12 protein-coding genes are annotated in these 14208 nt (G+C 76.2%); 11 read left to right on the top strand and 1 reads right to left on the bottom strand.

Annotated features, from left to right (window positions below):
- Positions 1–2: 2 nt before the first annotated feature.
- The 11 genes from ftsW to WA616_RS10910 all read left to right on the top strand — a co-directional run bounded on the left by ftsW (position 3) and on the right by WA616_RS10910 (position 10835).
- Positions 3–1505 (top strand): putative lipid II flippase FtsW, encoded by a 1503-nt coding sequence (gene ftsW / locus WA616_RS10960; protein ID WP_336029691.1) that lies wholly within the window; start codon positions 3–5, stop codon positions 1503–1505.
- Positions 1502–2617, top strand: a complete 1116-nt coding sequence (gene murG, locus WA616_RS10955) for an undecaprenyldiphospho-muramoylpentapeptide beta-N-acetylglucosaminyltransferase (RefSeq protein ID WP_442901997.1) — start codon at positions 1502–1504, stop codon at positions 2615–2617. Before ftsW ends, murG begins: the two co-directional genes overlap by 4 nt.
- The gene (gene murC, locus WA616_RS10950) at positions 2607–4070 is read left to right on the top strand and encodes a UDP-N-acetylmuramate--L-alanine ligase (protein WP_336029690.1); all 1464 of its coding nucleotides are present in this window, start codon (positions 2607–2609) and stop codon (positions 4068–4070) included. The genes murG and murC overlap by 11 nt, the downstream gene beginning before the upstream one ends.
- Positions 4067–4852, top strand: coding sequence for a cell division protein FtsQ/DivIB (locus WA616_RS10945; RefSeq protein ID WP_336029689.1), 786 nt, complete (start codon positions 4067–4069; stop codon positions 4850–4852). The genes murC and WA616_RS10945 overlap by 4 nt, the downstream gene beginning before the upstream one ends.
- A 378-nt stretch (positions 4853–5230) precedes the next feature.
- Complete coding sequence (ftsZ, locus tag WA616_RS10940) at positions 5231–6493, top strand: cell division protein FtsZ (RefSeq protein WP_073422419.1); 1263 nt, start codon at positions 5231–5233, stop codon at positions 6491–6493.
- Positions 6494–6581: 88 nt separating this feature from the next.
- Positions 6582–7283 (top strand): peptidoglycan editing factor PgeF, encoded by a 702-nt coding sequence (pgeF, locus tag WA616_RS10935; RefSeq protein WP_336029686.1) that lies wholly within the window; start codon positions 6582–6584, stop codon positions 7281–7283.
- A gap of 22 nt (positions 7284–7305) precedes the next feature.
- Positions 7306–8055: a YggS family pyridoxal phosphate-dependent enzyme gene (locus WA616_RS10930; RefSeq protein WP_336029685.1), complete on the top strand. Its 750-nt coding sequence runs from the start codon at positions 7306–7308 to the stop codon at positions 8053–8055.
- Complete coding sequence (locus WA616_RS24495; protein ID WP_442901996.1) at positions 8055–8948, top strand: cell division protein SepF; 894 nt, start codon at positions 8055–8057, stop codon at positions 8946–8948. Before WA616_RS10930 ends, WA616_RS24495 begins: the two co-directional genes overlap by 1 nt.
- A gap of 68 nt (positions 8949–9016) precedes the next feature.
- On the top strand, positions 9017–9313 hold the full coding sequence (locus tag WA616_RS10920; protein WP_073422422.1) for a YggT family protein: 297 nt from the start codon (positions 9017–9019) through the stop codon (positions 9311–9313).
- Between the two features lie 64 nt (positions 9314–9377).
- Positions 9378–10097: a DivIVA domain-containing protein gene (locus WA616_RS10915; protein ID WP_073422423.1), complete on the top strand. Its 720-nt coding sequence runs from the start codon at positions 9378–9380 to the stop codon at positions 10095–10097.
- A 99-nt stretch (positions 10098–10196) separates the two neighbouring features.
- Positions 10197–10835: a hypothetical protein gene (locus tag WA616_RS10910; RefSeq protein WP_336029683.1), complete on the top strand. Its 639-nt coding sequence runs from the start codon at positions 10197–10199 to the stop codon at positions 10833–10835.
- Between the two features lie 122 nt (positions 10836–10957).
- Here WA616_RS10910 and ileS read toward each other — a convergent pair whose 3' ends face one another.
- Positions 10958–14128 carry an isoleucine--tRNA ligase gene (gene ileS, locus WA616_RS10905; RefSeq protein ID WP_336029681.1) on the bottom strand — a complete coding sequence of 1057 codons (3171 nt, stop codon included), beginning with the start codon at positions 14126–14128 and terminating at the stop codon, positions 10958–10960.
- Between the last annotated feature and the right edge of the window lie 80 nt (positions 14129–14208).

The following is a 14208-nucleotide window of genomic DNA, read 5'->3' as shown; positions in this document are numbered from 1 at the left end:
GGATGGACGGCCGCACCGAGTCCACCCGCACGCGCCGCACGCGCCGCAGCGGCGTCCCGGTGGCGTCCGCGGGTCCCGCCGCGCGGGTGCGCGGGCCCGCCTGGCTCGACGGGCCGATGACCAGCTGCCACCTCGTCATCGGGGCGGCCGGTCTGCTGCTGGCCATCGGGCTGGTCATGGTCTTCTCCGCCTCGGCCATCGAGGCGGCGCTGGACGACCAGCCGGCCTGGCGCCCCGGCGTCGACCAGCTCGTCTTCGCCGGCCTGGGCCTGGTCGCCCTGCTCGTCGCCGTGCGCCTGCCCGCCGGGCTGATGCGCCGCTGGTCGGGGATGGCGCTCGTCGCCGTCCTCGTGCTGCTCGTCGCCGTCCTCGTGCCGGGGGTCGGCGTCGAGTACAACGGCTCCCGCGCCTGGATCGACCTCGGCATCACCGACTTCCAGCCCTCCGAGCTCACCAAGCTCGTCGTCGCCCTCTGGGGCGCGCACGTCCTCGCCACCCGCGGCCGCAGCCTGACGCTCAGGACGCTGCTCGTGCCGCTGCTGCCGGTCTTCGTGGTCATCAGCGCGCTGCTCATGCTCGAGCCCGACTTCGGCGCCGTCGTCAGCCTGCTGCTCGTCGTCTCCGGGCTGTTGTGGGCCGGCGGCCTGCCCGGCCGGCTCTGGGGCCTCGGCATCGCGACCGCGGGCACGCTGGGCTACCTGCTGGTGAGCAGCTCGGAGTACCGCTGGGAGCGGGTGACCGCCTTCCTGCACCCCTTCGACGACCCCACCGACACCGGCTTCCAGGCCATCCGCGGCTTCTACGCGCTGGCCAACGGCGGCCTGTGGGGTGTGGGCCTCGGCAACAGCGCCATGAAGTGGAACCTGCTGCCCGAGGCCGAGTCGGACTACATCTTCGCCATCATCGGCGAGGAGCTCGGCTTGCTGGGCTGCCTCGTCGTGGTCACGCTCTACGCGGTGCTGGCCTTCGCCGGCTTCCGGATCGCCAACCGCTCGGCCGACCGCTTCGTGCAGCTGGCCAGCGTGGCGATCACCGTCTGGCTCGTCGGCCAGGCGGCCATGAACATGGGCTACGTGGTGGGGGTCCTCCCGGTCACCGGGGTCACCCTGCCGCTGGTCTCCGCCGGTGGCACCTCGCTGGTGCTCACCCTCTTCGTCGTGGGGATCCTCATCCGCTTCGCCCGATCCGAGCCCGAGGCCATCGAGCACGCCCGCAGCCGCGACCGCGGCCGGCTGGCGCGCTGGCTGCTGCCCGTGCCCGCACACGCCGTCGACCCGGTCCGCCCGGGCCGCACCCGTCCCACCACCCGGGGGGAGGACCCCGCCGACGGGCGCCCCCGCGGCCGCTCCGGTGAGCGCCCGCCGGTCCGCCGGCCCGTCGAGCCGCGCCCGGTGCGGCGGCCCGCCGAGGCCCGCGGCGCCGAGCGCCGGGTGCCGCCACCGGCCGCGCGCCGGCCCGAGCGGGTGCCCGCCCGGCCCGCCGACCGCCCGGGGCGGTCCCGGTGAGCGCGCCGACCGGCCGTCCACTGAGCGTCGTCCTGGCCGGCGGCGGCACCGGCGGCCACATCGAGCCGATGCTCGCGCTGGCCGACGCGCTGCGCCGCCGCGACCCCGCCCCGCGGGTCACCTGTCTCGGCACCGCCCGCGGCATGGAGACCCGGCTGGTGCCCGCGCGCGGCTACGACCTGCGGCTCATCCCGCCCGTCCCGCTGCCGCGCAAGCCGACGCCGGACCTGCTGCGGGTGCCCGGGCGGGTGCGCCGCGCCGTCGCCGACACCCGCGCGCTGCTGGCCGAGCTGCAGGCCGACGTCGTCGTCGGGTTCGGCGGCTACGTGGCGCTGCCGGCCTATCTGGCCGCCCGCCGCGCGGGCGTGCCGGTGGTGGTGCACGAGCAGAACGCGCTGCCGGGCCTCGCCAACCGCATCGGCGCGCGGATCGCCGCCCGGGTCGCCGTCACGGTGCCCGGCACGCCGCTGCACCGCGGCGAGCACGTCGGCATGCCGCTGCGCACCGCGATCAGCGGCCTGGACCGCGCCGGGCGCCGCGCCGAGGCCCGCGCCGCCTTCGGGCTGGACGCCGACCGGCCCACGCTGCTGGTCTTCGGCGGCTCGCAGGGCGCGGCCTCGCTCAACCGCGCCGCCGTCGCCGCGGCCGACGCGCTCACCGCCGCCGGTGTCCAGGTGCTGCACGCCCGCGGCCCCAAGAACACCGACGTCGAGGTGCCGGCGCGCCCGGCCGGCGCGGCGCCCTACGTCGTCGTCGACTACCTGGAGCGGATGGACCTCGCCTACGCCGCCGCCGACCTCGCGCTGTGCCGGTCGGGTGCGGTGACCGTGGCGGAGCTGTCCGCGGTCGGGCTGCCCGCGGCGTTCGTGCCGCTGCCCATCGGCAACGGCGAGCAGCGGCGCAACGCGCTGCCGGTCGTCGAGGCCGGCGGCGGGCTGATCGTCGACGACGCCGACCTGTCCCCGCGGTGGATCGAGGCCACCCTGCTGCCGCTGCTCACCGATCCCGCCGCGCTCGCCGGGTACGCCGCCCACGCCGCCGCGGCCGGGGTGCCCGACGCCGACGACCGGCTGGCCGACATCGTCCTGGAGGTGGCCGCCGGTGACCGCTGACGCGACCGCCGCCTGGACCGCGCCCGTCCCCGCCCTCGCCGACCTCGGCGCCGTGCACTTCGTCGGCATCGGCGGCGCCGGGATGAGCGGCATCGCCCGCATCCTGCTGGCCCGCGGCGTGCGCGTGTCGGGCAGCGACCGGCGCGACACCCCGACCCTGCTCGCCCTGCGCGCGCTCGGCGCCCGGGTGGAGGTGGGCCACGCCGCGGAGCACCTCGGCGACGCCGACTCCGTCGTCGTCTCCTCGGCGATCCGGGAGGACAACCCCGAGCTCGCCGCGGCCCGCGCCCGCGGTCTGACCGTGCTGCCGCGCGCGGTCGCCCTCGCCGCGGTGATGGCCGGAAGGCGCAGCGTCGCCGTCGCCGGCACCCACGGCAAGACGTCGACCACCTCGATGCTCACCGTCGCCGTGCAGGCGTGCGGCGTCGACGCGTCCTTCGCCATCGGCGGCAACCTCAACGAGTCGGGCAGCAACGCGCACGCCGGCGAGGGCGACGTCTTCGTCGCCGAGGCCGACGAGAGCGACCGCTCGTTCCTGCTGCTCGCGCCGCACGGGGCGATCGTCACCAACGTCGAGGCCGACCACCTCGACAACTACGGCGACCTCGCCGCCGTCGAGGCCGCCTTCGACCGATTCCTCGGCACCGTCTCGCCCGACGGGTTCGTCGTCGTCTGCGCCGACGACCCGGGCTCCGCCCGGCTGCGCGGCGTGCCCACCCCGGCGCGGCTGCGCACCTACGGCACCGCCGAGGACGCCGACCTGCGCCTGGTCGACCTCGACGTGGGCCCCGAGACCACCGCCTGGACCGCCGTGCTCGACGGCGCCGTCGTCGGGCGGGTGCGCATCCGGGTGCCCGGCGAGCACATGGCCCGCAACAGCGCGGCCGCGCTGCTGGCCGGCCTCGAGCTCGGCCTGCCCGCCGACGGGCTGATGGCGGGGCTCGAGCGCTTCGGCGGCGTGCACCGCCGGTTCGAGCTCAAGGGCACCGCGGCCGGCGTGCGCGTCTACGACGACTACGCCCACCACCCGACCGAGGTGACCGCGCAGCTGCGCGCCGCCCGGGCGGTGGCGGGGGAGGGCCGCGTGGTCGTGGCCTTCCAGCCGCACCTCTACAGCCGGACCCGCGAGTTCGCGACGGCGTTCGGCGAGGCGCTGGGCCTGGCCGACGAGGTCGTGGTGATGGACGTCTACGGCGCCCGGGAGGACCCGGTGCCCGGCGTCACCGGCGCGCTGGTCGCCGACGCCGTCCCGCTGCCGGCCGGTCAGGTGCACTTCGAGCCGTCCTGGTCCGCCGCCGCGCCGGCGCTGGCCGCCCGCGCCCGCCCCGGCGACCTGGTCATCACCATGGGCGCGGGCAACGTGTCGATGGTCGGCCCCGAGGTGCTCGCCGTGCTGTCCGGGGAGGCCGTGCCCGCCGCGGGGCCCGTGCCCGGCGGGGACTCCGGCCGGTGAGCCGCTCCGGCCGGACGACGGCCGACCGGGAGCGCGCCGCGCCGGTCGAGGTCGCCCGGCCGGCCCGCCGCCGGCGCCGCGACAGCCCGCGCGACCGGCGGCGCCGGCGCCTGCTCGCCGCCGCCGCGGCGCTGGCCGTCCTGGCGCTGGCCGGGTGGGCGCTGTGGGCGAGCCCGCTGCTGTCGGTGCGCGACGTCCGCGTCGACGGCGCGACCACGCTGACCGCCGACCAGGTGGTCACCGCGGCGGGGGTCGCCGAGGGCACGCCGCTGCTGCGGGTCGACGTCGACGCCGCCGAGGCGCGGGTGGCCCGGCTGCCCCAGGTGGCCTCGGTGCAGGTGGCCCGCGGCTGGCCGGGCAGCGTCGTCGTCACGGTGGTCGAGCGGCGGCCGGTCGCCGTCGTCGAGGAGGCCGGCACGCGCTCGCTGGTCGACGCCACCGGTGTGCTCTTCGACACCGTCACGGGCGAGCCGCCGGCCGGTGTCGTGCCCCTCGACGTCCGCTCGCCCGGGCCCGACGACCCCGCGACCCGGGCCGCGCTGGGCGCGCTCGTGGCGCTGCCCGGCGACGTCCGCGACCGGGTCACCGGCGCCGTGGCCCGCACCGCCGACGAGGTCACGCTGACCCTCGACGACGGCACCGTCGTCGTCTGGGGCGGCGGCGAGGAGGCCGAGGACAAGGCCGCGGTGCTCGCCGCGCTGCTGGCCGAGGTCGAGTCCGGTGAGCTGGAGCCGGCGGCGACCGTCGACGTCAGCGCGCCGGACGCCGTCGTCCTCCGCTGACGAGGTCTCCCGCCCAGCACGGGCGTCGCGCTGCGTGCGTGCCCGCCTCCGCACCGCTGACCGACCGGCGCGCCGCCGACACGCCCACGGCCGCGACACGCCCGACACGGCAGATCGGTACGGATCCGTCCACGGACGTCGCCGGCCGCGGGTCTCGACCTCGGATCGAGGGATCCGGCAGGCGGGTCGTCACCGGCTGTGGTGCAGATGTGACCAGCGGGTCGTGGGAGATCGGTGAGTTCCGGGACTCGCGACACGCCGGTGCGGGGAGGGTGCTTGATGGTCCCGACGCGCCCCACCTAACTTCGTCCGCGTCGACCCAGTTGACATAACACTAAGTCTCCACTTGAGGATGAGGGTCGAGGTCGGGAGCCCCACATGACACCTCCGCACAACTACCTCGCGGTCATCAAGGTCGTCGGCATCGGCGGCGGCGGTGTGAACGCGGTCAACCGGATGATCGAGGTCGGTCTGAAGGGGGTGGAGTTCATCGCCATCAACACCGACGCCCAGGCGCTGCTGATGAGCGACGCCGACGTCAAGCTCGACGTCGGCCGCGAGCTCACCCGCGGCCTCGGCGCCGGCGCGCAGCCCGACGTCGGCCGCCAGGCCGCCGAGGACCACCGCGAGGAGATCGAGGAGGTGCTCAAGGGCGCCGACATGGTCTTCGTGACCGCCGGCGAGGGCGGCGGCACCGGCACCGGCGGCGCGCCCGTCGTGGCCTCGATCGCCCGCAAGCTCGGCGCGCTCACCATCGGTGTGGTCACCCGCCCGTTCTCCTTCGAGGGCAAGCGGCGCGCGGTCCAGGCCGAGTCCGGGATCGAGGAGCTGCGCAACGAGTGCGACACGCTCATCGTCATCCCCAACGACCGGCTGCTCCAGCTCGGCGACCGCAACGTCAGCGTGATGGACGCCTTCCGCACCGCCGACCAGGTGCTGCTCTCCGGTGTCCAGGGCATCACCGACCTGATCACCACCCCCGGCTTGATCAACCTGGACTTCGCCGACGTCAAGTCGGTCATGTCCGGCGCGGGCTCGGCGCTCATGGGCATCGGCAGCGCGCGCGGCGACAACCGGGCGCTGCTGGCCGCCGAGCAGGCGATCGCCAGCCCGCTGCTGGAGGCCTCGATGGAGGGCGCCCACGGCGTCCTGCTGTCGATCTCCGGCGGCTCGGACCTCGGCCTGTTCGAGATCAACGAGGCCGCCTCGCTGGTGTCGGACGCCGCGCACGCCGACGCCAACATCATCTTCGGTGCGGTCATCGACGACGCCCTCGGCGACGAGGTACGCGTGACCGTCATCGCCGCGGGCTTCGACGGCGGCCGGCCCTCGGCCCGCAAGGACGCGGCGGCCACCCCGGCGCTGCCCACCCCGCCGGCCACCGGCCCGAGCCGGCTGCCCACCCCGCCGGTGGCGCCCGCGCCGTCGGCCGGCCTGCCGCGGGCCACCGGCGAGCGGCTGGTCGGCACCCCGCCGCCCGCGCCCGCCGCCCCGGCCCCCGCGCCGGTGCGCTCGGCCGGCATCACGGTGCCCCCGCTGCCGCCGGTGCAGAACGGCGGCCCGGCCGCCCAGGGTCGCCGCCCGCTGGGCAACGAGGACTTCGAGGAGGAGCTCGACATCCCGGAGTTCCTCCGTCAGTAGAAGGACCCCCGTGCCCCCCACCCCTCGCTCCGCTCGGGGCGGGCCCCTGCACGGGGGCCGTTCCAGCACCTCACCCGCCCCGCCGGCGGTGCGCCCCCGACGGGTGGTCACCGACCGGCGGGGCGGCCGCTCGCGTCCGCCCTACGACGCGTTCAACCTCGGTGTGCACGTCGGCGACGACCCGGCCGACGTCGCCGCCAACCGCGAGCGCCTGGCCCGCGAGCTCGGCGCGCCCGGCGACCGGCTGGTGTGGATGGACCAGGTCCACGGCACCGGGGTCGCCGTCGTCGACGGCCCGGTCGAGGGCCCGCTGCCGGCCACCGACGCCCTCGTCACCCGCACGCCCGGCCTGGTGCTGTGCGTGCTGGTCGCCGACTGCGTGCCGGTGCTGCTCGCCGACCCGGTCGCCGGCGTCGTCGCGGCGGTGCACGCCGGGCGCGAGGGCGTCCGGCAGGGCGTCGTCCCGGCCGCCCTCGCCGCCATGGGCCGCCTGGGCAGCCGGCCGGGCGACACCACGGCGCTGCTCGGCCCGGCCGTGTGCGGCGCCGACTACGAGGTGCCGCGCGCGATGCAGGCCGAGGTGGCCCGCGTGGCGCCCGCGGCCGCCGTCCGCACGCGGACGGGCACCCCCGGCCTCGACCTCCGCGCCGGCCTCGCCGAGCTCCTGACCCGCGCCGGCGTCGCCCAGGTCGTCCACGACCCGCGCTGCACCGTCGAGGACCGCCGGCTGTTCAGCCACCGCCGCGACGGCGTCACCGGGCGCCAGGCGGGCGTCACCTGGCTCGGCTGAGCCGGCGGGCAGGATCGGGGGCATGAGCACCCCGGCCCAGCGCCTGGCCGCCGTCCGGCAGCGGATCGCCGACGCCGCCCGCGCCGCCGGCCGCGACCCGGCCGGCGTCGCGCTCCTGGCGGTCAGCAAGACGTGGCCCGCCGACGACGTCCGGGCGCTGGCCGCCCTCGGGCAGACGGCGTTCGGGGAGAATCGCGCCCAGGAGCTCACCGCCAAGGCCGCGGAGCTCGCCGACCTGCCGCTGGAGTGGCACTTCGTCGGCCAGCTGCAGCGCAACAAGGCGGCGGCGGTGGCCCGCACCGGCGCCGTCGTGCACTCCCTCGACCGGGCGCCGCTGGCCCGCGCGCTGTCGCGTGCGGGGGAGGAGCGCGGCACGCCGGTCGGCGTCTTCGTGCAGGTCGACCTCGGCGGCGCGGCGGGGGAGCTCGCCGAGCGCGGCGGGGTGGACCCCGGGGACGTCGCCGCGCTCGCCGACGAGGTCGCCGGGCTGCCGGGCCTGCGGCTGCGCGGGCTCATGGCCGTCGCGCCCCGCGGCGAGGAGCCCGGCCCCGCCTTCGCCCGCCTCGCGGAGCTCGCGGCGCGGCTGCGCGCCGACCACCCGGGTGCGGACGAGCTGTCGGCCGGCATGAGCGGCGACCTCGAGGAGGCGATCGCGGCCGGCGCCACGCTGGTGCGTGTCGGAACCGCGCTCTTCGGCTCCCGGCCCCTAACCTCCCCCCGAGTCACACCAGTCACAGGGGCCCCACCCGGGGCGCCGGAGGAGGTCGTCTGATGGCCGGGGCCATGAAGAAGATGGGCATCTACCTCGGGCTCGTCGAGGACGACGACGCGCGCGCCTACGGGCGCTACGACGCCCGCCAGTCCGACCACCACGACCGGTACGACGACGGCTACGACGGGCGGTACGACGACGGCCGCTACGACGACGCGCGCTACGACGACCGCCGCCCCGCCCGCGCCGAGGGCCGGTACGAGGGCCGCTACGACGACCGCTACGCCGGCGGCACCGGCTACTACGACTCGCTGACCGGCGACCCCGGGTACGACGAGCGCCACGCCGACCGCCACCACGACGACCGGCACGACGACCGGCGTGACGACCGGCACCGCGACGAGCGCCCGGAGCCGGCCCTCGCCCCGGAGCCCGCCGTGCTGCGCCGCGGCGGGGCGACCCGCCTGGGCCTGGCCACCCCGCCGCCGGCGGGTGTCGCCTCCGGCCCCGTGCCGGCCGCGGCCGAGGTGCGCACGGCCTCCCCGGCCGGCGCCCGCCTGGGCACGGTCGGCGGCGCGGGCACCGTCGGCGGCGGCCAGGCCGGCGCCTCCGCCGGCCTGGCCGCGCGCGAGGCGGTCGCGGTCGCCGAGCCCGCGCCCGAGCCGGTCAAGCAGCCCTACCGGATCACCACGCTGTGCCCCAAGACCTACAACGAGGCGCGGGCCATCGGCGAGGCGTTCCGCGAGGGCAGCCCGGTGATCATGAACCTCACCGACCTCGACCACGCCGACGCGCGGCGGCTCGTCGACTTCGCCGCGGGACTGATCTTCGGGCTGCGCGGTAGCATCGAGCCCGTCACGGCCAAGGTGTTCCTGCTCAGCCCGCGGGACGTCGACGTGACGGCCGAGGACAAGGCGCGGATCCGCGAGGGCGGGTTCTCTCCCGAGTCCTGAGCCGTCGGCCGGGGCGCTGCAGCGTAGGCACTCACGGCACCGCAGGTGCCCCGGGACGAGCGAGGACAGTGGCTCTCTTCTGGCAGATCGTCTCGTCGATCCTGCTCGTCTTCCTCATCCTCCTGTTCGCGCGCTTCGTCGTGGACTGGGTGATGGTGCTGGCGCGCAGCTGGCGCCCGTCCGGCTTCGTCGCCGCGGGGCTGGAGGTCGTGTACGCGACCACCGACCCGCCGCTCAAGGCGATCCGGAAGGTCATCCCGCCGCTGAACCTGGGGTCCATCCGTCTCGACCTCGCCTTTATGGTGTTGTTGATCGCCGTCTACATCCTGCGGAGCATCACGTCCGGGCTCGCCCTCACCGCGTGACCGACGCGCGCCGCGGCGTGACCCGACAGACCCCGTATCCGCCGTCCGACCCGAGGTGAGCCCCTTGCCACTCACGCCAGCCGACGTGCACAACGTCGTCTTCAAGAAGCCGCCGATCGGGAAGCGTGGCTACGACGAGGACGAGGTCGACGCATTCCTCGACGTGGTGGAGGCCGAGCTCGCCCGCCTCATCGAGGAGAACAACGAGCTGCGCGCCGGCTCGGGCACCGGCCGCGTGGCCGCGCAGCCCGTCGCCCCGGAGCCGGTGGCCGCGCCGGCCCCGCCGCCGCAGCAGCCCGCCCCGCGCGAGGACGACACCACCCGCGCCTCCCGCATGCTGGCGCTGGCGTCGGAGACCGCCGACCGCTACGTCAACGAGGCCAAGGCGCAGGCCGACCAGATGGTCGCCGCCGCCAAGACCACCAGCGACCGCACCGTGGCCGACGCCCGCGCCAAGAGCGAGCAGATGGTCAACGAGGCGAAGATGCGCGCCGACTCGATGATCGGCGACGCCCGCACCCGCGCCGACACGATGGAGCGGGAGGCCCGCGCCAAGGCCGCCGCACTCGAGCAGGACGCCGAGCGCCGGCACCGCGAGGTCATGGGCCCGCTGGAGGAGAAGCGCACCAACCTCGAGCGCAAGATCGAGGAGCTGCGCACCTTCGAGCGCGAGTACCGCACGCGGTTCCGCTCCTACCTCGAGTCGCACCTGCGCGACCTCGACAGCCGCGGCTCGGCCGAGCCGTCGTCGACCAGCCGCCAGACGCAGCACGTCTCCGCCTGATCCGGCCTGACAGGGCCCCCCGGACACCCGTCCGGGGGGCCTGTCGCGTTCCCGTCCGTCCGCGCCGACGCGGAACGTGCCCGCCGTTACAGTCGCGCCGTGGTCCTCGTCGCCGCTTCGCTCGTCCTCGCGGGCCTCGCCCTGTTCGTCCTCGGCGTGATGACCGCCGTGACCGCCTGGTACTGGGCCTGCGTCGCCGCCTGCGGCCTGGCCGCCGTGCTGCTGGTCGTCGCCCGGTTGCGCGCGCCGGCGGGCACGCGGGTGCCCGCACCCCGGGAGCCGGAGGCGGCCCGCGCCCCGGCCGGGAGGACGGCGGAGCGGCCGCCCGCGGAGCGGGGGCCGGCCGCGGCGGAGGAGCGCCCCGCGGGCGACGCGGCCGCGGCGGAGCACCCCCCGTCGACGCCGGCCGCCGCCGCCCCCGCCGCCGCACCGGCCGGGGAGACCCCGGCGCGGACGCCTGCCGCCCCCGTGGCCGCCGCCGACGCCGGCGACCCGGCCGAGGAGGACGTCGAGGTCACCGATCTCCTGATGGTCGTCGACCTGCGCGACGAGGTGCTCGTGGTCGACGAGCACCCGCGCTACCACCTGGCCGACTGCCCCTGGCTGGCCGGGCGGGAGACCATCCCGCTGCCGGTGGACGAGGCGCGCACCGACGGGTTCACCCCGTGCGCGCGCTGCGGCCCCGATCGCTTCCTGGCCGACGCCGAGCGCGCCCGCCGCGCCGCCCGGCGGGACTGAGCCCGCACCCGTCCGAGCTCACCGCGACGCGTCCGAGCTCACCGCGGCGCGTCCTGGCTCACCGTCGGCCGTGAGCCAGGACGCGGCACGATCAGGCGGCCTGATCGTGCCGCGTCCCGGCGTCAGGCGCGGGCGAGCCAGAAGCGGGAGCCGTCGGGCCCCTCGACGCCGGGGCCCTCGCCGGCCGCGCCGGCGTGCACCGCGGTGGCCAGCACCTCGCCGGCCAGCGCCTCGCCCTGCTCGGTGAGCGCCTCGGCCATCGGGCCCTCGGCGGTCCACCACAGCGCGATCCGGTCGCTGACGGCCAGCCCGGCGTTCTTGCGGGCCTCCTGCACCAGCCGCACGGCCTCGCGCACCAGCCCGGCGCGCTCCAGCTCGGGGGTGAGCGTCAGGTCCAGCGCCACGGTGAGCCCGCCGGCGCTGGCCACGGTCCACCCCTCGCGCGGCGTCTCGGTGACCACGAGGTCGCCGTCCTGCAGCGGCACCGCCTCGCCGTCGACGTCGACGGTCGCGGTGCCGGCCCGGTAGGCGGCCACCAGCGCGGGGGCGTCGGCCGCGGCGACGGCCTTCGCCACCGCCTGCACCTGCTTGCCGAGGCGCCGGCCGACGGCGCGGAAGTCGACCTTCACGCTCACGTCGACGAGGTCCCCGCCGACGGCGCCCAGCTCGGCGAGCTCGGCCACGTTGAGCTCGTCGGCCACCTCGGCCACCAGGTCCCGGGCCAGCGCCGACCAGCCGGGGGCGGCCACCAGCGCGCGGGCCAGCGGCTGGCGGGTGCGCACCTTCGCCGAGGTGCGGGCCGCGCGGCCCAGCTCGACCAGCCGGCGCACCAGGTCCACCTGGGCCACGAGCTCGGGGTCGCGGGCGTCGGCGTCGACGGCCGGCCAGGACGCGAGGTGCACCGAGTCGGGGGCGTCGTCCCCCTGCCCGGCGACGAGGCCGGGGCGGACCACCCGCGTCCACACCTCGTCGGTGACGAACGGGCAGAACGGGGCCATGAGCCGGGTCAGCCCGTCGAGCACCTCGTGCAGCGTGGCCAGCGCCGCCGGGTCGCCGTCCCAGAAGCGGCGGCGCGAGCGGCGGACGTACCAGTTGGACAGGTCGTCGACGAACGAGGCGAGCAACCGGCCCGCGCCCTGGGTGTCGAAGGCCTCCAGCGCCGCGGTGACGCCCTCGGTGACGGCGGCCAGCTCCGCCAGCGCCCAGCGGTCCAGCAGCGAGCGCTCCGCCCGCGCGGGGGCGGGGGACGCGGCCGGGTCCCACCCGTTGGTCTCGGCGTACAGGGTGAAGAAGCTGGCGGTGTTCCAGTAGGTCAGCAGGACCTTGCGGACCACCTCGGACAGCGTCTCGTGCCCGACCCGCCGCGCCGACCACGGCGAGCCGCCGGCCAGCATGAACCAGCGGACGGCGTCGGCGCCGTGCCGGTCCATGAGCGGGATCGGCTCGAGGATGTTGCCCAGGTGCTTGCTCATCTTCCGGCCGTCCTCGGCCAGGATGTGGCCCAGGCACAGCACGTCCTCGTAGGAGTTCTTCCCGAACACGAGCGTGCCGACGGCCATGAGCGAGTAGAACCAGCCGCGGGTCTGGTCGATCGCCTCGCAGATGAACTGGGCCGGGTAGGCGGCCTCGAACTGCTCGTTGTTGCGGTGCGGGGCGCCCCACTGGGCGAACGGCATGGACCCGGAGTCGTACCAGGCGTCGATGACCTGCGGCACGCGCCGGTAGGTGCCCTCCTCGCCGTCGAGGGTGAAGGTCACCTCGTCGATGAACGGGCGGTGCGGGTCGAGGTCGGCGAGGTCGCGGCCGGCCAGCTCCGAGAGCTCGGCCAGCGAGCCGACGACGACCATCCGCGACGGGTCGGCGTCGTTGCGCCAGATCGGCAGCGGCGTGCCCCAGTAGCGGTCGCGGGACAGCGCCCAGTCGACGTTGTTGTTCAGCCAGTCGCCGTAGCGGCCCCACTGGATGGTCTCGGGGTGCCAGGACGTCTTCTCGTTCTCGGCGAGCAGCTGGTCCTTGACCGCGCTGGTGCGGATGTACCAGGACGGCTGCGCGTAGTACATGAGCGGCGTGTGGCAGCGCCAGCAGTGCGGGTAGCTGTGCTCGTAGCGCTGCTCGCGCCACAGCACCCCGCGGGACTGCAGGTCGACGACGAGCTCGTCGTCGGCGGCCTTGAAGAACCGGCCGCCCACCAGCGGCACCTCGGGCAGGAAGTGGCCCGAGGCGTCGATCGGGTTGACCACGGGCAGGCCGTAGGCGCGGCAGACGGCGAGGTCGTCGGCGCCGAACGCGGGGGACTGGTGCACCAGCCCGGTGCCGTCGTCGGTGGTGACGTAGTCGGCCAGGACGACGTAGTGGGTGTCCTGTGGTCGACCGTCGGGGCCCTCGGGGAAGTCGACCAGCTCGAACGGGCGCCGGTAGTGCGTGCGCTCCCACTCGCGGCCGGTCGTGCGGGCGAGCACCTCGACGTCGTCGAGGTCGCCGAAGACGGCGCCGAGCAGCGGCTCGGCGACGACGAGGGTGTCCTCGCCTCGCCGGGCGACGACGTAGGTCACGTCGGGGTTGACGGCGACGGCGGTGTTCGACGGCAGCGTCCACGGCGTCGTCGTCCAGACCAGCAGGTCGGCCCGGCCGGCCCACTCGCCGTCGGTGACCGGCAGCCGGACGTACACCGACGGGTCGGTGATCGACTCGTACCCCTGGGCGACCTCGTGGTCGGACAGCCCCGTGCCGCAGCGCGGGCAGTAGGGCGCCACGCGGTGGTCCTCGACGAGCAGGCCCTTGTCGAAGACCTGCTTGAGCGACCACCAGACGCTCTCGATGTAGGAGGGGTCCATCGTCCAGTAGGCGGTGGACATGTCCACCCAGTAGCCCATGCGGCGGGTCAGCTGGGAGAAGTCGCCGACGTGACGCTCGACGGACTCCCGGCAGCGGGCGTTGAACTCCGCGATGCCGTAGCGCTCGATGTCGGGCTTGCCGGCGAAGCCGAGCTCCTGCTCGACGGCGATCTCGACCGGCAGGCCGTGGCAGTCCCAGCCGGCGCGGCGGGGCACGTGCCAGCCCTGCATCGTCTTGAAGCGCGGGAAGACGTCCTTGAACGCGCGGGCCTCGATGTGGTGGGTGCCCGGGCGGCCGTTGGCGGTGGGCGGGCCCTCGTAGAACACCCACTGCGGCCGGCCCTCGGTGGCGGCCAGCGAGCGGGCGAAGACGTCGGCGTCCTCCCAGCGGCGCAGCACGTCCTGCTCCAGCGCGGGCAGGTCGACCTGGGGTGGCAGCGCACGGAAGACAGAACTCACACGCCCATTGTCCCCGAGCCGTCGAGCGCGATCCGGCGGGGCAACGGCCGCGACACCTGGGTACGGGACACTGCCCCCGT

This window comes from Geodermatophilus sp. FMUSA9-8 (assembly GCF_037034165.1).
GTDB classification, from domain to species: Bacteria; Actinomycetota; Actinomycetes; order Mycobacteriales; family Geodermatophilaceae; genus Geodermatophilus; species Geodermatophilus nigrescens.
The sequence above is the reverse complement of the archived record's forward strand: the minus strand, read 5'-3'. Positions and strand labels throughout refer to the sequence as shown.

Excerpts from the sequence above, each read along its gene's own strand:
- ftsW (WP_336029691.1), top strand. The coding sequence starts at position 3 with ATGGACGGCCGCACCGAGTCCACCCGCACGCGCCGCACGCGCCGCAGC.
- ftsZ (WP_073422419.1), top strand. The coding sequence starts at position 5,231 with ATGACACCTCCGCACAACTACCTCGCGGTCATCAAGGTCGTCGGCATC.
- WA616_RS10930 (WP_336029685.1), top strand. The coding sequence starts at position 7,306 with ATGAGCACCCCGGCCCAGCGCCTGGCCGCCGTCCGGCAGCGGATCGCC.
- WA616_RS24495 (WP_442901996.1), top strand. The coding sequence starts at position 8,055 with ATGGCCGGGGCCATGAAGAAGATGGGCATCTACCTCGGGCTCGTCGAG.